The sequence below is a fragment of the Micromonospora sp. NPDC007220 genome (genome assembly GCF_040634035.1).
Classification (GTDB): Bacteria; Actinomycetota; Actinomycetes; order Mycobacteriales; family Micromonosporaceae; genus Micromonospora; species Micromonospora reichwaldensis.
Genome location: NZ_JBEYEU010000003.1, coordinates 306,851 through 329,022, shown reverse-complemented (window position 1 = coordinate 329,022; position 22,172 = coordinate 306,851). Strand labels below are relative to the sequence as shown.

At 74.1% G+C, this 22,172-nt stretch carries 17 protein-coding genes and 1 pseudogene; 12 read left to right on the top strand and 6 right to left on the bottom strand.

All coding sequences use genetic code 11. The features are described 5' to 3' along the window. The first annotated feature begins 39 nt into the window (after positions 1-39). Together ABZ573_RS09850 and ABZ573_RS09845 are read left to right on the top strand one after the other, a co-directional pair. Positions 40-2,223 (top strand): MMPL family transporter, encoded by a 2,184-nt coding sequence (locus tag ABZ573_RS09850; protein WP_151456828.1) that lies wholly within the window; start codon positions 40-42, stop codon positions 2,221-2,223. Between the two features lie 43 nt (positions 2,224-2,266). After that, positions 2,267-2,533, top strand: a pseudogene (locus ABZ573_RS09845) (translocation protein TolB); the annotation flags it as partial. Here the strand turns inward: ABZ573_RS09845 and ABZ573_RS09840 are convergent. After that, on the bottom strand, positions 2,524-3,378 hold the full coding sequence (locus ABZ573_RS09840; protein ID WP_358117176.1) for a YhjD/YihY/BrkB family envelope integrity protein: 855 nt from the start codon (positions 3,376-3,378) through the stop codon (positions 2,524-2,526). The pseudogene ABZ573_RS09845 and the gene ABZ573_RS09840 sit on opposite strands and share 10 nt — an antisense overlap. A gap of 51 nt (positions 3,379-3,429) precedes the next feature. On the opposite strand from ABZ573_RS09840, the gene ABZ573_RS09835 reads away from it, so the two are divergent. Then, complete coding sequence (locus ABZ573_RS09835; RefSeq protein WP_151456570.1) at positions 3,430-3,993, top strand: GNAT family N-acetyltransferase; 564 nt, start codon at positions 3,430-3,432, stop codon at positions 3,991-3,993. Between the two features lie 157 nt (positions 3,994-4,150). Here the strand turns inward: ABZ573_RS09835 and ABZ573_RS09830 are convergent, their stop codons facing one another. Continuing rightward, positions 4,151-5,467, bottom strand: a complete 1,317-nt coding sequence (locus tag ABZ573_RS09830) for a family 43 glycosylhydrolase (RefSeq protein ID WP_358117173.1) — start codon at positions 5,465-5,467, stop codon at positions 4,151-4,153. A gap of 156 nt (positions 5,468-5,623) precedes the next feature. Between ABZ573_RS09830 and ABZ573_RS09825 the strand changes: the two genes are divergently transcribed. From ABZ573_RS09825 to ABZ573_RS09795, 7 genes are all read left to right on the top strand, one after another. Then, entirely contained in the window at positions 5,624-5,989 is a 366-nt protein-coding gene (locus ABZ573_RS09825) for a hypothetical protein (protein WP_358117170.1), read from the top strand. A gap of 320 nt (positions 5,990-6,309) precedes the next feature. Next, positions 6,310-6,795, top strand: a complete 486-nt coding sequence (locus ABZ573_RS09820; protein WP_327030790.1) for a Uma2 family endonuclease — start codon at positions 6,310-6,312, stop codon at positions 6,793-6,795. A gap of 43 nt (positions 6,796-6,838) precedes the next feature. Further along, positions 6,839-8,053: a 1-deoxy-D-xylulose-5-phosphate reductoisomerase gene (dxr, locus tag ABZ573_RS09815; RefSeq protein ID WP_358117167.1), complete on the top strand. Its 1,215-nt coding sequence runs from the start codon at positions 6,839-6,841 to the stop codon at positions 8,051-8,053. Continuing rightward, entirely contained in the window at positions 8,053-9,303 is a 1,251-nt protein-coding gene (locus ABZ573_RS09810) for a site-2 protease family protein (protein WP_151456565.1), read from the top strand. The genes dxr and ABZ573_RS09810 overlap by 1 nt, the downstream gene beginning before the upstream one ends. Before the next feature lie 9 nt (positions 9,304-9,312). Further along, on the top strand, positions 9,313-10,485 hold the full coding sequence (ispG, locus tag ABZ573_RS09805) for a flavodoxin-dependent (E)-4-hydroxy-3-methylbut-2-enyl-diphosphate synthase (RefSeq protein WP_089001519.1): 1,173 nt from the start codon (positions 9,313-9,315) through the stop codon (positions 10,483-10,485). Positions 10,486-10,643: 158 nt separating this feature from the next. Continuing rightward, a complete protein-coding gene (locus tag ABZ573_RS09800) occupies positions 10,644-11,483 on the top strand; it encodes a DUF4081 domain-containing GNAT family N-acetyltransferase (protein WP_151456564.1) in 840 nt (279 codons plus the stop codon). 181 nt (positions 11,484-11,664) lie between these two features. Further along, complete coding sequence (locus ABZ573_RS09795) at positions 11,665-15,303, top strand: ABC transporter ATP-binding protein/permease (protein ID WP_358117164.1); 3,639 nt, start codon at positions 11,665-11,667, stop codon at positions 15,301-15,303. Between the two features lie 56 nt (positions 15,304-15,359). On the opposite strand, the gene ABZ573_RS09790 is transcribed toward ABZ573_RS09795, so the two are convergent. The 4 genes from ABZ573_RS09790 to ABZ573_RS09775 all read right to left on the bottom strand — a co-directional run bounded on the left by ABZ573_RS09790 (position 15,360) and on the right by ABZ573_RS09775 (position 19,751). Further along, positions 15,360-16,424: an NADH:flavin oxidoreductase/NADH oxidase gene (locus tag ABZ573_RS09790; protein ID WP_358117161.1), complete on the bottom strand. Its 1,065-nt coding sequence runs from the start codon at positions 16,422-16,424 to the stop codon at positions 15,360-15,362. 177 nt (positions 16,425-16,601) lie between these two features. Next, complete coding sequence (locus ABZ573_RS09785) at positions 16,602-17,906, bottom strand: dicarboxylate/amino acid:cation symporter (RefSeq protein WP_327031166.1); 1,305 nt, start codon at positions 17,904-17,906, stop codon at positions 16,602-16,604. 263 nt (positions 17,907-18,169) lie between these two features. Further along, entirely contained in the window at positions 18,170-18,793 is a 624-nt protein-coding gene (locus ABZ573_RS09780) for a DUF998 domain-containing protein (RefSeq protein WP_358117158.1), read from the bottom strand. Beyond that, complete coding sequence (locus tag ABZ573_RS09775; RefSeq protein WP_358117155.1) at positions 18,786-19,751, bottom strand: glutathione S-transferase C-terminal domain-containing protein; 966 nt, start codon at positions 19,749-19,751, stop codon at positions 18,786-18,788. Before ABZ573_RS09775 ends, ABZ573_RS09780 begins: the two co-directional genes overlap by 8 nt. A 105-nt stretch (positions 19,752-19,856) precedes the next feature. On the opposite strand from ABZ573_RS09775, the gene pcaF reads away from it, so the two are divergent. Beyond that, entirely contained in the window at positions 19,857-21,062 is a 1,206-nt protein-coding gene (pcaF, locus tag ABZ573_RS09770) for a 3-oxoadipyl-CoA thiolase (protein ID WP_358117152.1), read from the top strand. 288 nt (positions 21,063-21,350) lie between these two features. Beyond that, positions 21,351-22,169 (top strand): SAM-dependent methyltransferase, encoded by an 819-nt coding sequence (locus ABZ573_RS09765; protein ID WP_358117149.1) that lies wholly within the window; start codon positions 21,351-21,353, stop codon positions 22,167-22,169. Positions 22,170-22,172: the final 3 nt, after the last annotated feature.

The following is a 22,172-nucleotide window of genomic DNA, read 5'->3' as shown; positions in this document are numbered from 1 at the left end:
CGATGGTAGCAGCTTAGCCATCTGTGGAGGGAGAGGCGAATGTTCGCCTGGTGGGGACACATGGTGGTGCGGCTGCGCTGGGCGGTGCTGGCCGCCGCCCTGGTGCTGGTCGCTGTCGGATCGACCTGGGGGGCGGGTGTCTTCGGGCAACTGACCGGGGGTGGCTTCGACGACCCGGCCAGCGAGTCCAGCCGGGCCGCCGAACGGATCGACCGCGAGCTGGGGCCGCAGGGCGCAGACCTGGTGGTGCTCTGGTCCAGCGACACGGCGTCCGTCGACCAGCCGGCCTTCCGCGACCCGGTCACGGCCACCGTCACGGGGCTGCGCGCGCGTTCCGAGATCACCAGCGTCACCACCTGGTACGACACGCAGGCCCCCGCGCTGCTCTCCACAGACCGCCGGGCCACCTACGCGCTGATCCAGCTCCGGGCCGCTGACAAGGACGACAAGACCGCCGCGTACGAGGAGCTGCGGCCGGCCCTCGACGCGCCCGGCGTACGGACCGAGGTCGGCGGCGCGACGGCTGCCCTGCACGAGTCGAACACCCAGACGACCAAGGACATCACCCGCGCGGAACTGCTCTCCATGCCGGTGCTGCTGGTGCTGCTCGTGCTGATCTTCGGCGGGCTGGTGGCCGCGTCGACGCCCCTGCTGATCGGCGGGCTGGCCATCCTCGGCGCGTTCGTCACCGTCCGGCTGGTCACCCTGGTCACCGACGTGTCGGTCTTCGCCATCAACGTCATCACCCTGATCGGCCTGGGCATGGCGGTCGACTACTCCCTCTTCGTGGTCAGCCGGTTCCGCGAGGAGCTGGCGGCCGGCCACGACACCCCCGCCGCGATCCGGCGCACCATGCTCACGGCGGGGCGTACGGTGCTGGTCTCCGGGCTCACCATCGCGCTCGCCATGGCCAGCCTGCTGATCTTCCCCCAGGCGTTCCTGCGCTCGATGGGCCTTGGCGGGATCGCCGCCGTGCTGGTCGCCATGCTGGCGGCGCTGACCGTGCTGCCGGCCCTGCTCGCGGTGCTCGGCCGTCGGATCGACGCGCTGCGCGTACCGCTGCCGTGGCGGCGTGGGGCGCGCGGCGGGCGGCCGACGGCGGGGGAGACGGGCGGCGCCTGGGCCCGCATCGCGCACAGCGTGATGCGCCGCCCGGTGCGCTACCTGGTCGGGGTGACCGTGCTGCTCGCGGTGCTGGCCGCGCCGTTCCTGGGGGTCTCCTTCGGCGGGTTCGACGACCGGGTGCTGCCCCCGGACGCCGAGCCCCGGGTCGTCTCCGAGCGGGTCGCCGCGGAGTTCGCCGGCGGCACGATCTCGCCGATCGACGTGCTGGTCTCCGGGGCGTCTCCGGAACAGGCGCAGCCCTTCGCCGACCGGGTGGCCGCCGTGCCCGGCGTGACCGGGGTGCAGGTGGCGGCCAACCGGGGCACGTCGACGCTGCTGACCGTGACCTACCCGGGCGAGCCGGCCGGCGACACCGCGCAGGACGTGGTCCGGGCGCTGCGCGACCTGCCCGCGCCGGACGGCGCCCAGGTGCTCGTCGGCGGCCGGCCCGCCGTCGACCTCGACCTGATCGACGGCCTCGGCGACCGGCTGCCCTGGATGGCCCTGCTGATGGCCGCCGCAACCCTGGTGCTGCTGTTCCTCGCCTTCGGCTCGCTGGTGCTGCCGGTCAAGGCGGTGCTGATGAACCTGGTGTCGATCGGCGCGTCGTTCGGGGTGGTGGTCTGGATCTTCCAGGACGGTCACTTCGCCGACCTGCTCGGCTTCACCCCGACCGGGTTCATCGAGCCCAGCAACCCGATCCTCATGCTCGCCGTGCTCTTCGGGCTGGCCACCGACTACGAGGTGTTCCTGCTCTCCCGGGTACGCGAGGAGTGGGACCGCACGGGCGACAACACCGCCTCGGTGGCGGCCGGGCTCCAGCACACCGGGCGGATCATCACCGCCGCCGCGCTCCTGCTGATCATCGTGGTGGCCGGCTTCGCCACCGGCGAGATGGCGTACATCAAGCTCATCGGGATCGGCATGATCGTGGCGATCGTGGTGGACGCGACGCTGGTCCGGGCGCTGCTGGTGCCGGCCACGATGCGGTTGCTCGGCCACTGGAACTGGTGGGCTCCCGCCCCGCTCGCCCGCTTTCACCGCCGCTTCGGCCTGCACGAGTCCGCCGAGCCTGAGCCGGCGGCCCCGGAGACCCGTCACGCCGAGTTCACCAAATAGAAGCTTCCATCGATACCCCGTCGGCCCTGGCGTCGACGGGGCATCGGACCTGCCGGACCGGGACGGCTTCCCGGTGCCGACCCGCCGGCAGGTCGGCGCCGCACGGCACTTCGACGGCGGCGAGGGCTGCTGGTGCGACCGGGGCACCTGCTGGTTCACCACCAAGGGCGCCAACCGGGTGTGGGCGTACGACGCGGTGAACCAGCGCCTCGACCTGGCCTACGACGACTCGCTGGTGCCGGCGGGCGCCGCGCCGCTGACCGGGGTGGACAACATCACCGGCACGGCCGGCGGAGACCTCTACGTCGCCCGGTCGGCGGGCGGGGGGGCGGCGCGGCGGGCGCGCCAGGCGGAGAGGGCGAGGGTGGCGGAGTAGCCGGCCAGCACGATCACGTGGAAGAGGTAGAGCCAGAGCAGGACCGCCACCCCCGCGCCGATTTCGTCGAAGCCCCCGAACGGCACCCCCAGGTCGATCGGGAGCGAGGCGAAGAGCACGAAGCCGTGCAGGAAGCCGGAGAGGTTCGCCGCGGTGAACGACCCGACGCCCAGCGCGGAGAGCCAGTCCGGCGACGCCGGGCCGACCACCCGGAACAGCCAGAGCAGCACCGGGGTGAGCACCAGCCAGACCGCCAGGAACGACAGCACCACCCCCAGCGCGCCGGTCCAGCCGCCCTGCCGGACCAGGCCGGTGGTCGTGGGCAGCGCCAGCAGGATCGACAGCAGCAGGGCCGGGGCCGGCGCCAGCAGCGGCAGCAGCAGCAGCCGGCCCCGCCAGCCGACCAGCGACTCCTCGCTGCGCGGCACGGCGACCGAGACGAAGGCGCGGCGCAGCCCCTCGCCGTAGAGCGACGCCGGCAGCAGCGACGCCAGCGCCAGCAGCGGGGTCAGGCCCACCCCGGCCTCGACGAGCGCCTGCACCGCGTGGGGCGCGCCGATCGCGTCGGGCAGCGTCTCCACGGCGTGCGAGGTGAGCCGGCGTACCCGCTCGGCGCCCGCCAGCAGCGAGGTCAGCCAGATCGCCAGCAGGGCCACCGGCACCACCGCGATCGCCCCGTAGAAGGTGATGGCGGCGGCGTGCAGGGACAGGTCCCGGCCCCGCAGCGGGCGGAACGCCGCACTGGTGACCCGCTTCGCCCGTTGCCATCCGCCGCCCATCGCGGCTTCTTTCCCCGTACCGCCCCGCGTCACTCATTATGATCACGGGCCATGAGCGTTCTCACCACCCAGCGCCTGGTGCTGCGGGAGTGGACCGTCGGCCCGGCCGACCTGGCCCGGATCTTCGACATCTACTCCCGGCCCGAGGTCACCCGCTGGCTGGGCGCGCCCGGCCTGCCGCTGACCGACCCGGCGCAGGCCGCCGACCGGCTCGCGATGTGGCGGGAGCGGCACGCGGGCCACGGCGGCCGGTACGGCACCTGGGCGATCGAGGTCCGCGACACCGGCGTGGTGGCCGGCACGGTGCTGCTCAAGCCGCTGCCCGGGCGGGACGAGGGCACGCTGACCGAGGACATCGAGGTGGGCTGGCACCTGCACCCCGACTCGTGGGGCCACGGGTACGCCACCGAGGCGGCTCGCGCCCTGGTGGCCCGGGAGTTGGCGACCGGCACCCGGGAGGTCTACGCGGTGGTGGCGCCGGGCAACGAGGCGTCCATGGCGGTGGCCCGCCGCCTCGGCATGACCCACGTCGGCCGCCGCACGGACTGGTACGGCGGCGAGGAACTGGAGACCTTCGTGCTGACAGGTGGGGTCACCGCGCCCGGACCCAGGTGATGAAGCGGTCGGTGAGGCCGTCCCGCCGCCCCGAGATCTTGGTAAGAGAGCGCCCCTCCAGGGGCCGTTTCCTACCAAGATCTCGGGGAGCCGGCGGGCTCGGGCGGCCGGCCGCCCAGCCGAGGCCGGCCGGGGCCGGGGCGGGCGGGGCAGCCGGTTACGCCACCTCGACGAAGTCGAGTTCCGCCCAGCGGCTCAGGTGGGTGAACCGGAGCGTGTTGAAGCCCGCGTTGAGCGTGACGTCGACGCCCACCTGCCGCCAGACGTCCCAGCCCGTGTTGGGGTAGGTGACGACCTTCGGGTTCGCGCCGTTGACCGTCAGCGTGTGCTGGGCGTCGCCGTAGCCGGCCGCGTAGGCCACGTGGGCGCGGTACCCGCCGGCCCGGGGCGCGAAGACGGTCACCTCGACCCAGCTGTCCGCGTAGTCGATGTACGCCACCACCTGGCCCTGCGACGTGTTCGGGGCGGCGCGCACCCCGCAGTGGTTGAGCGCGCCGCGCTCGGCCTCGTAGCGCACCCGGCTGCCCCGCACCACGGGGTTGCCGCCGGCCCAGCCCAGCGCCGCCACGTACATGCCCCGGGCGGAGTAGTTGTTGATCCAGCCGTGGAACACGATGTGGTCGCCGCCCGCCTCGCGTACCACGTCCGCACCGCCCGGCCCCCGCACGGCCGAGTCGAGCGACGCCGTGGTCATCAGCGAGCGGTACGCCTTCGTGTACGGGCCGGTCAGCGAGGCCGACGTGGCGTAGCTGGTCTGGTAGCCGTCGCCGCCGTAGCCGCCGAGGGAGTAGAAGAGAACGTACTGCGCGCCGACCTTGGTCAGCACCGGCGCCTCGATGATGCCCGCCTCCTCGGCGCGACCGCTGCGCAGCAGCTCCACCCGGGCGCCCTGGAGGGTCACCCCGTCGGCCGCGACCCGTTGCAGCCAGATGCTCGTCGGCTGGCCGATGGCGTTGCCGTCGTCCTTGTAGAGCAGGTAACGCAGGCCGGTGCTGTCGGTGAAGCTCGCCGCGTCGATGTCGCCGCCCTCGCCGGCGTTGCAGACCAGCGGTCCGGTGCCGACGGAGGTGAACGGCCCGAGCGGCGAGGTGGCCAGCGCGGCGCCGAGGCACTGCCGGCCGGTGGCCCGGCTGCGGGCGGTGTAGTAGAGCAGGTAGCGCCCGTCGGCCCGCTGTGACACGTCGGGCGCCCAGGTCAGGCCCCCGTTGGCCCAGGCGCCGAGGGTCGGCATCGCGTCGGCCCGCCTGGTCCACGCTCCGGTCAGTGAGCTGGCCGTGGCGACCGGGACGTTGCCGTGGCCGTTGTTCGTCGAGTACGCGTAGTAGGTGCTGCCGAACTTGACGACGTCGGGGTCGGGGAAGTCGCTGGCGATGACCAGCGAGGGGGTGGCGGTGGCAGCCTGGGCCACGCCCGGGCTGACGAGCAGGGGAGCGGCGACCAGCAGGGCCGCCAGCCAGACGAGACCTCTTCGCATGACGGAAGTCAACCACAGTCATCGATGTACTGAAAGTTTCCTGCGGGCGGATCCGGCGCACTGTTCCGGGTTCCGTCGCCACCTGACCGCCCAGGATCCTGTCGGATCGCCGGGCTACCCTCACCGGGCTTCCGAGAGATTTGCGAGGGGTTACGGATGACGGTGCTCGACGAGGCGACCCGGCGGTTCGTGCAGCAGGCCGTGGTGCTGCCGCCCGAGGCCCTCGCGCAGGCGTGGGAACGTCTGCTCGATCTGCATCCGCAGGGCGGTCGGGCGGCACGCGACGCTGTCAGGGTCTCCGCCGCACAGAACTCGGAGATCGACAACGCGGTGCGGTCGGGGTTGCGGGCGCGGCTGGCGGACCTCGACGCCCACTCGCCGGACCTGTTCTCGGACGCCATAGTTGTCACGGGCAGCGTGGCCCGCGCCATTCAGGCCCGAAGCAACTTGACCGGCGAGCAGTACCAGCTGCTCACCGAGCCGTTCACCGCCGTCGGCATGGCGGTGCCGGAACACCGCTGACGGCGTCGACTGGTCGAGTGGCGGGCCCGTCGATCGCCTGCGCGTGTCCGGCGTCGGACCAGGCGTGCGATCCCGTGCGGCGGGGGCTGCGGCGGCTAGGCTGGACTGCGCAGAATGTCCGCTGAGGGGGTGAGCCCGGATGGCCGAGGCGGCTTTCGCGCCCGAACCCGCGCCGCAGCCCACCGAGCCGTCGTTCGACGTGCTGCGGTGGCGCGACGAGCCGTGGACCGCCCAGCTCGCCCTCGACCTGTTGCCGGAGACCAACGGCCCCAAGGTTGAGGTCCTGAGCGGAAGCGTGATCGTGACGCCACCTGCCGGTTATGACCATCAGGACGCGGAGTTGGATCTCGCGTACCTTTCTCAAGCAGGCGGCCCGCCGGGCCAAGCTGTGGCTCTACCTCGAGGCGAACGTCGTCTCGGGCGACGACCTCTTCATCCCGGACATCGTCATTCTCGACGTGCCGGGTGGCGGGCGGACGACGATGGACATCGGGCACGCCGTGCTGCTCGGTGAGATCGTGTCGCCTGGCAACCGTCGCAAGGACGTCATCGACCGGCCGCGGGAGTACGCCGCCGCTGGCGTGCCGTTCTTCCTCCGCGTCGATCTGCGGAACCGGGTGCCCACCATCGCGTTGTTCGAGCTCGTCGAGGGGGAGTACCGGCCGGTGGCGGCCGCCGCCGCAGGTACCCGGTTCGTCATGAGGAAGCCGTTCGAGTTCTCCATCGACCCGGGCGACCTGCTCGGCGAGGAGGCGCCGGAGGAAGGCGAGGAAGACCCGGCGGGGCAGGCCGACGCCGAGGGTTGAGGCTCCCAGCGGGGGCACAGCGACGGTGGGGAAGAATGGCCCGGTGACTTCGCCCCGGGAACTCGTCCTGCTCGGCTCCACCGGTTCGGTCGGCACACAGGCCATCGACATCGTGCGGCGCAACCCGGACCGGTTCCGGGTGGTGGCGCTCGGCGCCGGTGGCGGCAACGTCGAGCTGCTCGCGGCCCAGGCCCTCGAACTGCGCGTCGACGCGGTCGGCGTGGCGAAGGCGTCCGCCGCGCAGGACCTCCAGCTCGCCTTCTACGCCGAGGCGAGCCGGCGCGGCTGGGCCACCGGCGACTTCAAGCTTCCCAAGATCGTGGCCGGCCCGGACGCGATGGCTGAGCTGGCGCAGTGGCCCTGCGACGTCGTGCTCAACGCGGTGGTCGGCTCGCTCGGGCTCGCGCCGACGCTGGCCGCGCTGCGCGCCGGGCGTACGCTCGCGCTCGCCAACAAGGAGTCGCTCGTGGCCGGCGGCTCCCTGGTCAGGGCGGCGGTGACGCGGCCGGAGCAGATCGTCCCCGTCGACTCGGAGCACTCGGCGCTGGCGCAGTGCCTGCGCGGCGGTGGCCGGGGCGAGGTGCGGCGGCTGGTCGTCACCGCCAGCGGCGGCCCGTTCCGGGGCCGGCGCCGCGACGAGTTGACGCAGGTCACGCCCGAGCAGGCGCTCGCCCATCCGACCTGGAACATGGGGCCGGTCGTCACGATCAACTCCGCCTCGATGGTCAACAAGGCGCTGGAGGTGATCGAGGCGCACGAGCTGTTCGACGTGCCGTACGCCGACATCGCCGTGATGGTGCACCCGCAGTCGGTGATCCACTCGATGGTCGAGTTCGTCGACGGCTCCACCCTCGCCCAGGCCAGCCCGCCGGACATGCGGCTGCCGATCGCGCTCGGTCTCGGCTGGCCCGACCGGGTGCCCGACGCCGCCGCCGCCGTCGACTGGACCAGGGCACACACCTGGGAGTTCGCGCCGCTGGACGACGAGGCGTTCCCGGCCGTCGCGCTGGCCAAGGCCGCCGGCGAGGCCGGCCGCTGCCGGCCGGCGATCTACAACGCGGCGAACGAGGAGTGCGTGGCCGCCTTCGTGGCCGGCCGGCTGCCCTTCCTCGGCATCGTCGACACCCTCCGACGGGTGCTGGAGGACGCTCCCGACTTCGACGAACCAGGTACCGTCGAGGACGTGCTCGCGGCGGAGTCGTGGGCGCGCGCGCACGCGCAGGAGATCATCATCGCGGGTTCGGTGGAAGGAGCTTGATGGCGTACCTGCTCGGGGTGGTGCTCTTCGCCCTCGCGATCCTCATCTCGGTGAGCCTGCACGAGGCGGGACACATGCTCACCGCCAAGGCGTTCGGGATGAAGGTCACCAAGTACTTCGTCGGATTCGGCCCCACCCTCTGGTCCTTCAAGCGGGGCGAGACCGAGTACGGCGTCAAGGGCATCCCGCTCGGCGGCTTCTGCAAGATCGTCGGGATGACCCCCCAGGACGACGACGTCGACCCGGCCGACGAGCCGCGCGCGATGTGGCGGTTCCCGGTGTGGAAGCGGACGATCGTGATGTCCGCCGGCTCGATCACCCACTTCGCCCTCGCCGTGGTCGCACTCTGGATCATGGCGGTCAGCGTCGGCCTGCCCAACCCGCAGTTCCCCAGCACCGAGGCCGAGATCCGCAAGGAGCCGGCGGTCATCCAGCTGTCGAAGTGCGTGGTCCCGGAGAACACCCTGCGCGAGTGCACCACCGCCGATCCCGCCAGCCCCGCCGCCCAGGCGCAGCTGCGCGACGGCGACCGGATCACCGGGATCAACGGCACGCCGATCAACGACTACGGGCAGCTGCTCACCACCCTGCGCGCCCTCAAGCCGGGCGACACGGCGCAGATCGCGTACGTCCGCGACGGCCAGCCGGCCACGACGAGCACGGTGCTCGCGCAGACCCAGCGGCCCCCGCTCGACGACCCGAGGGGCCAGGTCGCCGCGGTCGCCGCGCTCGGCGTGGGCCTCGTGCCCAGCACCCCGCTGCGGGTGACGTACGGGCCGGTCGGCGCGGTCGGCGCGACCGCCGACTTCACCGGCGACATGGCGGTGAACACCTTCGAGGCGATGAAGCGCATCCCGGAGAAGGTGCCGGCCCTCTGGACGGCGATCACCGGCGGCGAGCGGGACATCGACACCCCGATCAGCGTGGTCGGCGCCAGCCGGCTCGGCGGCGAGTTCGTGGAGAACAAGGCCTGGATCGGGTTCTTCATGCTGTTCGTCGCGCTGAACTTCTTCATCGGCGTGTTCAACCTGCTGCCGCTGCTGCCGCTCGACGGCGGGCACATCGCCATCGCCTGGTTCGAGCGGGCCCGGTCCTGGCTCTACGCCCGCATCGGCCGCGCCGACCCCGGGCGCGTCGACTACCTCAAGCTCATGCCCCTCACGTACGCGGTGATCCTGATCGGTGGCGTGTTCACGCTGCTGACCATCACCGCGGACGTCGTCAACCCGATCACGCTCTTCTCAAGGTGAGTGCCTGAAGTGACCGCTGTCAGTCTCGGTATCCCCGCCGTGCCGCCCCCGCCGCTCGCCCCGCGCCGGGTCAGCCGCCAGATCATGGTCGGTCCGGTGCCGGTCGGTGGGGGCGCGCCGGTGTCGGTGCAGTCGATGACCACCACCCTCACCTCCGACGTCAACGCCACACTCCAGCAGATCGCCGAGCTGACCGCGTCCGGCTGCCAGATCGTCCGGGTCGCCGTGCCCAGCCAGGACGACGTGGAGGCGCTGCCCGCGATCGCGAGGAAGTCGCAGATCCCGGTGATCGCCGACATCCACTTCCAGCCGAAGTACGTCTTCGCCGCGATCGACGCCGGCTGCGCGGCGGTCCGGGTCAACCCGGGCAACATCCGCCAGTTCGACGACAAGGTCAAGGAGATCGCCAAGGCGGCCGGCGACGCGGGCGTGCCCATCCGGATCGGCGTCAACGCCGGCTCGCTGGACAAGCGGCTGCTCGCCAAGTACGGCAAGGCCACCGCCGAGGCGCTCGTCGAGTCGGCGCTGTGGGAGTGCTCGCTGTTCGAGGAGCACGGCTTCCGCGACATCAAGATCTCGGTCAAGCACAACGACCCGGTGGTGATGATCCGGGCGTACCGCCAGCTCGCCGAGAAGTGCGACTACCCGCTGCACCTCGGCGTCACCGAGGCCGGCCCGGCCTTCCAGGGCACCATCAAGTCGGCGGTCGCCTTCGGCGCGCTGCTGGCCGAGGGGATCGGCGACACGATCCGGGTCTCCCTGTCGGCCCCGCCGGTGGAGGAGATCAAGGTCGGCAACCAGATCCTGGAGTCGCTCGGGCTGCGCGAGCGGGGCCTGGAGATCGTCTCCTGCCCGTCCTGCGGCCGAGCCCAGGTCGACGTCTACAAGCTGGCCGAGGAGGTCACCGCCGGCCTGGAGGGGCTGCCGGTGCCGCTGCGGGTCGCCGTGATGGGCTGCGTCGTGAACGGCCCGGGCGAGGCCCGCGAGGCCGACCTCGGGGTGGCCTCCGGCAACGGCAAGGGCCAGATCTTCGTCAAGGGCAAGGTCGTCAAGACCGTGCCCGAGGCGCAGATCGTGGAGACCCTGATCGAGGAGGCGCTGCGCATCGCCGACGAGATGGGCGCCGAGCTGCCCGAGGAGCTGCGCGGCCTGCTCCCCGGCGCCACCGTCAGCGTGCACTGACCCACCGCGCCGTCGCGCGCCGGCCCCGACCGCCCCCGCCGGCGGCCGGGGCCGGCGCGCTTCCGCCGGGCGTACGCTCCGCGTCGCCGCCACGGTGCAGGCGTCCCACTCGTCACTCGACCGGCGCGGCACGGGGCGGATCTGGCAGGCTGGTATCCGTGCTGACGGTGCCGGTACGCCAACTGGGGGAGTCGGAGCGCCGCGCGGTCGAGCGGCTGCTCGACCTCGACCCGTTCGCGGGCGCGCAGGTCGCCGAGCGGATCACGGCGCGTGGCCTGGCCTGGTGGCGTGCCGAGGGACGGGTGCTGGGCTACGGCAGCCGCCGCAACCTGGAGTCGATCTGCTGGCTCGGCGGCAACCTGACCCCCGTGCTCGCCACCGAGCCGGCCGTCGCCGCGTACGCCGACCTCCTCGCCGGCGAGGAGCGGCTCTGCTCGTCGATCGTGGGCCGGGCCGACGCGGTGCTCGGGCTCTGGGACCGCCTCTCCGCCGTCTGGGGGCCGGCCCGGGACGTACGCCCCAACCAGCCGTTGCTGGCGACCGACGCGCTGCCGGCGCTGCGGGCGGACCCGGAGGTGCGGCGGGTGCGCGCCAGCGAGGTCGACCGGCTCTTCCCGGCGGCGGTGGCGATGTACACCGAGGAGGTCGGCGTCTCGCCGCTCGCCGACGACGGCGGGCGCGGCTACCGGCGGCGGGTCACCGACCTGGTCCGGACCGGGCGGGCGTACGCCCGGTTCGTCGACGGCCGGGTGGTGTTCAAGGCCGAGCTGGCGGTGGTGACCCGCCGGACCGCCCAGGTGCAGGGCGTCTGGGTGGCCCCCGAGTGGCGGGGCCGGGGCATCGCGTCGGCGGCCATGGCGGCGGTGGTGCGCGACGCGCTGCTGCGGGTCGCCCCGACCGTCAGCCTCTACGTGAACGACTTCAACACGCCCGCCCGCCGGGTCTACGAGCGCTGCGGGTTCCGCCCCGTCGGCACGCTCGCCACCGTGCTCTTCTGAGCCATCCGTGCGGCGTCCGCTCCGAGTCACCCTTCGCGGCGTCCGCGCGGGGCGGCTCCCGGCCGGCGCGGCCCACGCACCGGCCTCCGGCCAGGTGAACGGCCGGTAAATGCGTTGAGCCGGCCGGCTCCACCGACCAGGCTGGATGCTCCGCCCCGGTCTGCGGAGAAGGGACTCCGTCATGCGTCTGTTCCGGGACCTGTGGGCCACCTCGCCCCGCCGAATGTCGATCGTGACCTGCCTGATCGTGCTCGGCGCCGGGGGCCAGGCCGCCGCCGCCGCGCTGGCCGGCCCCGTCCTGGTGCACCGCGCCGCCGGGTTCTTCGCGCTGCTCGCCGTGGCGCTGGTCGCCGCCGTCCTCACCGACCTCGCGGTGAGCCTGCTGATGGCCGGGCTGACCGCCGACTGGTCCGCCGACGTGCGGCGCCGGCTGTGCCGGGTCGCGCTCGGGCAGGACCTGCCGACCCTGGAGACCACCCCGGTCGGCGAGCTGCTCGACCGCATCGACGGCGACGTCTACCAGGTCGCCGCGGCGGTGCGCAACCAGGGCGTACGGATCGCGCAGGGCCTCGCCGCGGGCGTGCTGTCGACCGTCGTCGCCCTCGCGGTGTGGTGGCCGGCCGGCCTCGGGATGCTGCTGCTGACCGTGCTGCTGGCCGTCGGCCTGCGCAAGCCCACCGCGCGGATCGGCCCGGCCCGGATGGCCGAGGAGGAGGCCTGGTCCGACCTCGCCGCGGTGATGGAGGAGGCCATCCACGGCCAGGACGACGTACGCACCAGCCTGGCCCGGCCGTACGTGCTGCGCCTCTACGCCCGGCGGGCCGCCGAGGTGCTCAGTCGCGGGGTGCGCGTGTGGCGGATGTCCGCCCAGGTCACCACCGTGGCCGCCGGCGTCATCCGGGCCGGGATCGCGGCCGTGGTGCTCGGCGGCGCGTGGGCACTGGTCACCGGCCGGGTCGACGGCGCCCGGCTCACCGCGATCTGGCTGCTGGCCATCGGCTTCGGCATGACCGTCGAGCATGTCAGCCGGATGGTCCCCGAACTCCAGTACGCCCTCGGCGCCTGGGGGCGGGTGCAGCTGCTGGCGGGCTCCCGGCAGGAGCCCGTGGGCGGGGCCGCCCCGAACGAGGGCGACCTGGTGGTGCGGGGCCTCACCTTCCGCTACGGGGGCGCCGACGACGGGCGCGGCCCCGCGCTGCACGACGTCGACCTGACCTTCACCCGGGGCCGCTCGTACGCGCTGGTCGGCCGGACGGGCTCCGGCAAGTCCACCCTGGCGAAGGTGCTCACCCGGGCCGTCGACGTGCCGCCCGGCACGGTCTTCCTGGCCGGCGACGACGTGTGCGACCTCGACGTCGAGGCGCTGCGCCGGTGGATCGCCGTGGTGCCCCAGCGCACCGAGATCCTCGCCGGGACCCTCGCCGAGAACGTCGCGTTGTTCGATCCGGACCTGCTCGACGCCGCCGCCCGGGCGCTGCGCGAGCTGGGGCTCGACGGCTGGATCGCCGAGCTGCCCGCCGGCCTGGACACCCGGCTGGGCGACGGCGGGCACGTGCTCTCGGCGGGCCAGGAGCAGCTGGTCGCCTTCGCCCGGATCCTGGTGCGCGACCCGCACGTGGTGATCCTCGACGAGGCCACCGCCCGCCTCGACCCGGTGACCGAGGCGCGGGTGCAGCAGGCCACCGAGCGGTTGCTACGGGACCGGATCGGCATCGTCATCGCCCACCGCCTCTCCTCCGTACGCCGCTGTGACGAGGTGGTGGTGATGGCCGACGGCGCGGTCGTGGAGGCCGGGCCGCTGGACTCCTCGGAACGCTTCGCCGAACTGCTCGCCACCAGCCACGCCACCGCGTACGCCCACGCGGCACCGGGCGGTCGTTCCGGCGGGGTCGACCTGCTGACCGGCCCGTCGGACCCGTGGCCGACCACCGGCCCGGACGAGGCCCTCCCACCGGCGACGCCCCCGGTCGGCCCGCCGGCCGTTCCGTCGGCCACGCCCACGGCCGTGCCGCCGGTCGGAGTCCCGGCCGTGCCGCCGGTCGGGGCGGTTCCCGCGACCCCGACGGAGCCGGTCGGGTCGGCCGACGGCCGGGCGGGTCAGGGCGGGTCCGCAGCCCCCGGGGAGCCGGAGACGACGTCCCCGCGGGGGCTGCGCGGGCTGCGGGAGATCCTGCGGCTGTGCCTCAACGACGCGCGCTACGGGCTGGCCTCGCTGGCGTTGTTCCTGCTGCTCGTGCTCCTCGGGCTGGAGGGGCCGGTGCTGCCGTGGCTCTGGGCGGACGTGGTCGACGGCACGGGCGACCCGTGGAAGCCCGCGCTGGGGATCGTCGTCGGCCTGCTGGTGACCCTGCCGGTGCCGTACCTCAACGGTCTGCGCTTCCCGCAGTGGTGGGTCCGGCAGATGCTGCGGATCAGCCTGCGCCTGGTGCACGGCCAGACCGGACCGCGTCGGGTCAGCCGGCACACGCCGGCGGAGGTGGTGGCCCAGGGCGGCGACACCGAGCGGGTGGTGCAGCTCGCCGACAACCTGATGGACCAGGGGCTCTCGCTGCTGCTCCTGGTCACGATGACCGCCGTCACCGGCAGCGTGGTGCCGGGGCTCTTCTTCGCGGGCACGATGCTCGTCTCCGGACTCGCCGCCACGCTGTTCGGCCCCCACCTGGAACGGTCGGCGCGGGCCACCGTCGCGGCGCGGGCCGCGTTCGCCACCGCGCTGGTCTCCTCGCTGTCGGCCGCCCGTACGGTCAAACTCGCCGGGGCCACCCGCCCGGTGCTGGCCCACCTGGCCGACCTCGACGTGGTGCGCAGCGACCGGCAACGCCGGGAGATCTCCGTGCAGGTCTGGTCCCGCTCGACCCCGTCGCTGGTCAGCGGCCTGCTGCCGATCGGCGCGTGGGCGCTCTTCCTGGCCGGGCAGCTCTCGGCCGGCGCCACCCTGGTCGCGGTCGCCACCCTGGCCGCCGCCCGCTGGTTCGCGTGGACGACGGCCTCGCTGATCTCGCAGATCCCGTCGGCGCGGGTGTGGACCCGGCGGACGGTGGCGATGACCGGCGTGGAGTCGTACTCGGCGGCGGTGCCGGGGGTGGACCTCGGCGCGGGGACCGCCCCGGCGCCCGTCGTGCCGCCCCGGCACCCGCTGCGCCGGCTGGAGCTGACCGGCTTCGGCGTCCGGCACACCGACGGGACGGTGGCCGTACGCGACGTCGACCTGACGGTGGAACGCGGCCAGCTGGTGCTGGTCGTCGGGCCGGTCGGCTCGGGCAAGTCGTCGCTGCTGCGGGCGCTGGCCGGCATCGCCCCGCACACCGGGCGGCTGACCTGGAACGGCGACCCCGTCACCGAGCCGGAGCTGTTCCTGCGCCCCCACCAGGTGGGCTACGTCGGCCAGCTGCCCCGGGTGCTCTCCGGCACGGTGGCCGACAACATCACCCTCGGCCACCAGGTGGACGCCGCGGCGGCGGTGTCGACCGCCCAGCTCGACCACGACCTGGCGGCGGCCGGCGGCGGGCTCGGGCTGCTGATCGGGCACAAGGGCACCCGGCTCTCGGGCGGGCAGTTGCAGCGCCTCGCGCTGGCCCGGGCGCTCGCCCCCCGTACCGAGCTGCTGGTGGCCGACGACGTCTCCTCGGCGCTGGACGTCACCACCGAGCTGGCGCTGTGGCAGGCGCTGCGCGAGCACGGCGTGACCGTGGTGGGTTCGACCTCGAAGCGCGCCGCCCTGGTCCGGGCCGACCACGTCGTGGTCCTCCGCTCCGGCACGGTCGCCGCCCAGGGTCCCTGGCGCGAGCTGGAACCCCACTGGTCCCACCTGGCCGGCTGACCCACCCGCCCCACCCCCACCTGACGGACCGGGGACGGGGCTGAGAGAGGGGCAGGTCAGGCGCGGGCGTACTGGGCGGGCCAGGTGGGGGTGGCGCCGAGCTTGGCGGCGGCCCGGTGCGGCCAGTACGGGTCCCGCAGGAGTTCCCGCCCGAGCAGGACCAGGTCGGCGTCGCCGGACGCGACGATCTCCTCGGCCTGCTCCGGCTCGACGATCAGGCCGACCGCGCCGGTGGCCACGCCCGCCTCCCGGCGTACCCGGGCGGCCAGCGGCACCTGGTAGCCGGGGCCGACCGGGATGGTCGCGGTGGCCGACGCGCCGCCCGACGAGCAGTCGACCAGATCCACCCCGGCGGCGGCCAGTTCGCCGGCGAGCACCACGCTGTCCTCGGCCGTCCAGCCCGTCGGCTCCCAGTCGGTGGCCGAGACGCGGGTCAGTACGGGCACGTCCTCGCCGACCGCCGCACGGACCGCCCGCGCCACCTCCAGGGTGAGCCGCATCCGGCCGGCGCGGTCCCCGCCCCAGGCGTCGTCGCGGTGGTTCGTCAGCGGGGAGAGGAACTCGTGCAGCAGGTAGCCGTGCGCGGCGTGGATCTCCACTGCCGCGAACCTGGCGTCGACCGCCCGGCCGGCCGCCGCCGCGAACGCCTCGACGACGCCGGCGATCCCCGCCTCGTCCAGCGCGGTCGGCACCCGGTAGTCGGGCACGAACGGCGCGGACCCCGGGCCGACCGGGGTCCAGCCGCCCTCGGCGTCGGGCACCCCGCCCCGCCGGGACGCCCACGGGCGGTACGTCGAGGCCTTGAACCCGGCGTGCGCGAGCTGCACGACCGGCACCGCGCCGTGCGCGGCGACGAAGGCGGTCACCGGCCGCCAGGCGTCGACGTGCGCCCCGGACCAGAGCCCGGTGTCCTGCGGGCTGATCCGCCCCTCGGGCAGCACGGCGGTGGCCTCGGTCATCACCAGACCCGCGCCGCCGACCGCGCGGGCTCCCAGGTGCACCAGGTGCCAGTCGGTGGGCAGGCCGTCCGGGCCGGCGGTGTACTGGCACATCGGCGCCAGGGCGATCCGGTTGGGCAGGGTCACGCTGCGCAGGGTCAGCGGGGTGAACAGGACACTCATGCGGTCATCCTCTCGGATGCGGGGCGGACCCCGGGGCGGGGTCCTCCCCGACTCGTCGGGTCGCGCCGGGCCCGGGCGCGACGGTCGGGGCGGGCGCGGGCGGCGGCTCAGGCGCGGCTCGGGCCCACCGCGAGCGCCCCGGGCGGCTCGGACCCGCCCGGGGCGCGCCGGGGTGGCTCAGGCCGGGACGGGGCTCAGCTCCTCAGCGCGGCGCGGGCCGTCGCCGTCGGCGTCCGCCGGGGCGAGCGGCGACCGCCGGCCCGCCGAGTCGTACGCGGCCCGGTCCAGGGTGCCCTCGCGGGCGGCGACGATCGTCGGCACCAGTGCCTGGCCGGCGACGTTGGTGGCGGTGCGGATCATGTCCAGGATCGGGTCGATCGCCAGCAGCAGACCGGCGCCGGCCAGCGGCAGGCCCAGCGTGCTCAGCGTCAGGGTGAGCATCACGATCGCGCCGGTCAGGCCGGCGGTGGCGGCCGAACCGACCACCGAGACGAAGGCGATCAGCAGGTAGTCGGTGACGCCGAGGTCCACCCCGAAGACCTGGGCGACGAAGATCGCGGCCAGCGCCGGGTAGATCGCCGCGCAGCCGTCCATCTTCGTGGTGGCGCCGAACGGCACCGCGAAGGAGGCGTACTCGCGGGGGACACCGAGGCGCTCGACCGAGCGCTGGGTCACGGGCATCGTGCCCACCGAGGAGCGGGAGACGAAGGCCAGCTCGATCGCGGGCCAGGCGCCGGCGAAGAAGCGCACCGGGTTGAGCCGGCCGGCGCCCACCAGCAGCAGCGGGTAGACCACGAACAGCACGATCGCGCAGCCGACGTAGACGGCTGTGGTGAACTTGGCGAGCGGGGCCACCAGGTCCCAGCCGTACGAGGCAACGGCGTTGCCGATCAGGCCGAGGGTGCCGATCGGGGCGAGCCGGATGACCCACCACAGGGCCTTCTGGACGATCTCCAGCAGCGCGCGGTTGATCGCCACGAACGGCTCCGCGGGCTCGCCGACCAGCAGCGCCGCCGCGCCGACGACGAGGGCCAGGAAGACGATCTGGAGCACGTTGCCGTCGACGAACGCGCCGACCGGGTTGGTCGGCACGATGCCGGTGAGGAAGTCGGTCCACGAGCCGGTCCTCGTGGGCGCGGTGGCGCCGGCGGTGTCGAGGGTGACGCCGCGGCCCGGGTCGGTGAGCAGGCCGAGCCCGATGCCGACGCCCACCGCGATCAGCGCGGTGACGCCGAACCAGAGCAGGGTCTTCAGGGCCAGCCGGGCGGCGTTGGCCACCCCGCGCAGGCTGACCACGCTGACCACGATGGCGGTGAAGACCAGCGGCGGTACGGCCAGCTTGAGCAGCTGGACGAAGAGGCCGCCGACGGTGTCGAGGGTGCTGGTGAGCCAGCTCAGGTCGTTGGCGCGGGCGAGGAAGCCGAGCGCCACGCCGAGGACGAGGCCGAGCAGGATCTGCACGGAGAAGGGGATCTTGCGCAGGGCGGAAGCCATGAGGGTGTGTCCCAGGGTCTGGAGGTCGGAACGGGGCAGCGTCAGGAGAGCGGCTGCGCCGGACAGACGCCGCTGGCCTGCAGTCGGAGGTCGACATACAGGCGCACGGTCAGGTGCCAGACGTTGGTCATCGCCCGCCGAGGATAACGCCGGCCGTCGATGCTGCGGAAGGAGTCCCCTCGGTGACGCTCCTTACAGCAGGTGCACGAAGGGGCCGATGCCCCATCTCAGGCGCTGCGACGTGCCCCGGCTCACCGGCGGAGGGCGACGGCGGTCGCGGCGGCCGTGCCCCACAGGACGGCCACCAGCAGCAGCAGCCGCTCCAGGACGGCGATCAGGCCGCCGCGCCCCACGAAGAGCATGGCCACGGCGGTCGCGCCCGCCAGCGGCAGGGCCGCCGCCAGGGCCACCGCGGCCAGCCGGCGCAGCGCCGACGGCGCGGCCCGGGTGAGCATGACCGCCAGCATCGCGAAGACCACCGCGGCCACCGCGAGGATGCTCGCCGCGCCGTGCACCAGGTCCGCCGTGGTCGCCCGCTCGAACGGCGGCAGCGGGCAGCCGGCGCTGCACGACACCGCCCCGGAGACCAGCGCGAAGACGCTCCCGGCCGCGAGCAGCCCGGCCGCCGCCCGTAGCACCGGGGGCAGCGCCGCCGCGAGCAGCAGCAACCCGGCCGCCAGGGCGAAGACCCCGATCCGGTACGCCGGGGCGTACGCGCTGTCGGTGACGCCCGCCTCGCTGACGTACCCGGTCAGGCCCGGCCCCGGACCGGCGACCACGGCGACGGTCACCGCGACCGCGCCCGCGACGACGCAGGCGGCGGAGGCCGACGCGGCGGCGGCCCGGGGCGGGGCGGTCCGGCGCGGCTCAGCCACGCCCGTGCGGCGTGGTCCAGCCGGAGATGTCGGGGCCGAGCGGGACGATCCCCGTCGGGTTGATCGCCGCGTGGGTGCCGTAGTAGTGCCGCTTGATGTGGTCGAAGTCGACCGTCTCGCCGAAGCCCGGCGTCTGGAACAGGTCCCGCGCGTACGCCCAGAGCACCGGCAGTTCGGTGAGCTTCTGCCGGTTGCACTTGAAGTGACCGTGGTACGCCACGTCGAAGCGGACCAGGGTGGTGAAGAGCCGCACGTCGGCCTCGGTGATCGCGTCGCCCATCAGGTAGCGTCGGCCCGCCAGCCGCTCGGAGAGCGCGTCGAGCCGGGCGAACAGCGCGGTGAACGCCTCGTCGTACGCGGCCTGCGAGGTGGCGAAGCCGCACCGGTAGACCCCGTTGTTGACGTCCCGGTGGATCTCCGCCATCAGCGCGTCGATCTCCGGGCGGAGCTCGACCGGGTAGAGGTCCGGCGCCCCCGGCCCGTGCAGGTCCCGCCACTCGGTGGACAGGTCCAGGGTGAGCTGCGGATAGTCGTTCGTGACCACCCGGCCGGTGCGCGTGTCGACCAGCGCCGGCACCGTGACCCGCCCGGTGTAGTCGGGGTCGGTGGCCAGGTACGCCTCGGAGAGGAAGCCGATGCCGAGCACCGGGTCGAACCCGTCCGGGTCGAGAGCGAACCGCCAGCCCCGCTCGTCGCGGATCGGGTCGACCGTGCCGAGGGAGATCGCGTCCTCCAGGCCGAGCAGGCCGCGCACGATCCGGGCCCGGTGCGCCCACGGGCAGGCCCGGCACCAGATCAGCCGGTAACGGCCCGCCTCCAGCGGCCACCGGCCCTGCGCGTCCGGCCCGCCGCCGGGCGGGGAGTCGGAGTCCGGGGTGACCCGACCGGTGAACCGGTTGGGCTGGCGGACGAACTCGCCACCGCCACTGGTCTCTGCGCTGAACTGGGCCCGGGCCATGCCGCCAACCTATCCGCTGCGCGCGCGGATATCCTGGCGGCCGGGCGTCCCCGCGACCCGGAACCGCCCGCCCCGCCCCTTCCCACCCCCCGAAGGATCGCGCTGATGACCGTGGCATACCTGGTGGCCGGTGTCCGCACCCCGATCGGCCGCTACGCCGGCGCCCTCGCCGGCGTCCGCCCCGACGACCTGGCCGCGCACGTGATCCGCGAACTGGTCGCCCGACACCCGTCGGTGGACTGGGCGCGGGTGGACGACGTGATCCTGGGCTGCGCCAACCAGGCCGGCGAGGACAACCGCAACGTGGCCCGGATGGCGGCGCTGCTCGGCGGGCTGCCCGAGGAGGTGCCCGGCAGCACGGTCAACCGGCTCTGCGGCTCCGGCCTGGACGCCCTCGCCACCGCGGCCCGCTCCGTCGTGGCCGGCGAGGCGGACCTCGTGGTGGCCGGCGGGGTGGAGAGCATGAGCCGCGCCCCGTTCGTGATGCCGAAGGCGAGCACCCCGTTCTCCCGCACCGCCGAGGTCTACGACACCACCATCGGCTGGCGGCTGGTCAACCCGCTGATGAAGAAGCACTGGGGCATCGACTCCATGCCGGAGACGGCGGAGAACGTCGCCGCCGCGTACGGCGTCGGCCGCGCCGAGCAGGACGAGTTCGCGTACCGGTCGCAGCAGCGGGCCGCGAAGGCGCAGGCCGACGGCCGCTTCGCCGAGGAGATCGTGGGAGTGACCGTGCCGGCGGGGCGGCGCGAGACCAAGCTCGTCGAGGTCGACGAGCACCCCCGGGAGACCTCGCTGGAGAAGCTCGCCGCGCTGCCCACCCCGTTCCGCGAGGGCGGCACGGTGACCGCCGGCAACTCGTCGGGCGTCAACGACGGCGCGGTGGCGCTGCTGGTCGCCTCCGAGGCCGCCGTGGCCCGCTACGGCCTCACCCCGCTGGCCCGGGTCGCCGGCGCCGCCGCGGCCGGCGTACCGCCGCGGGTGATGGGCGTCGGGCCGGTGCCGGCCACCCGGAAGCTGCTCGACCGCCTCGGCCTCGGCCTCGACGCGGTCGACGTGATCGAGCTGAACGAGGCGTTCGCCGCGCAGTCCGTCGCGGTGCTGCGCGAGCTGGGCCTGCCGACCGACGCCGAGCACGTCAACCCGAACGGCGGGGCGATCGCGCTCGGGCACCCGCTCGGCGCCAGTGGCGCCCGGCTGGCGCTGACGGCCGCGCTGGAGCTGCGCCGCCGGGGCGGCCGGCGGGCGCTGGCCACCATGTGCGTCGGCGTGGGGCAGGGCATCTCGCTGCTGCTGGAGTCCGCCGGCTGACCCGGGGTCGGCCAGGGCGCCGCCGCTGCCCGCCCGGTCCGGGGGCTCCGATGCCGTGGGCGACGAGGGCTTGTCACCGGCGGGGGCGGAGCCGTGCCGGCGGGCGGGTCCGTGACGGACATCCGACGGGCCGACGAAGTGGGTCATGGGACCTCCCGGAGCCGGCAGTACGCGGCCTAGAGTGGTGAGCACCACACGACCCGCGGGTCGGCCGGTGCCTCGCGTACCCCCACGTGACCGCGGCACCGGCTCCCTCCCGCACCGCGGCGACGACCATGAGGTGCAGTAGTGCAGATGCCGGACGGACTTCCCGCCGAGATCGACCTCTCCCGGCCGAGCGCGGCCCGGGTGTACGACTACTTCCTCGGCGGGGCGCACAACTTCGAGATCGACCGGCAGCTCGCCGAGCAGATCGCCGGCATGACCCCGAACCTGGCGGCGACCATGCGCGCCGGCCGGGAGTTCCTGCGTCGCGCCGTACGCACGCTGCTCGACGCCGGCATCGACCAGTTCCTCGACATCGGCTCCGGCATCCCCACCGTGGGCAACGTGCACGAGGTCGCCCAGACGGCCAATCCGAAGGCCCGGGTGGTCTACGTCGACATCGACCCGGTCGCGGTGGCGCACAGCCGGGAGCTGCTCGCCGGCGACGAGCTGACCGGGGTGATCCACGGCGACCTGCGGGAGCCGGAGCGGATCCTGGCCGCAGCCCGTGACCTGGGGCTGCTCGACTTCAGCCGGCCGCTGGGCATCCTGCTCGCCGGGGTGGTGCACTTCGTCCGGGACACCGACCGCCCCGGCGAGATCCTGGCCACCCTCCGGGCCGCCGCGGCCCCGGGCAGCCACCTGGTCGTCTCACACTCCACGTTCGAGGACCAGCCGCAGGAGATGCTCGACGCGCAGCGCCTCTCGGCGCGTACCGACACCGAGATCACGCTGCGCTCCCGGGCCGAGGTGACGAGCTTCTTCGGCGACTGGACGCTCCTGGAGCCGGGTGTGGTGCACATGCCGCTGTGGCGCCCCGACTCGCCCTCCGACGTCGACGAGCACCCGGAGCGGTTCGGCGCCTTCGGCGGCGTCGCCCGGTACGACCAGCCCACCGCCTGAGCC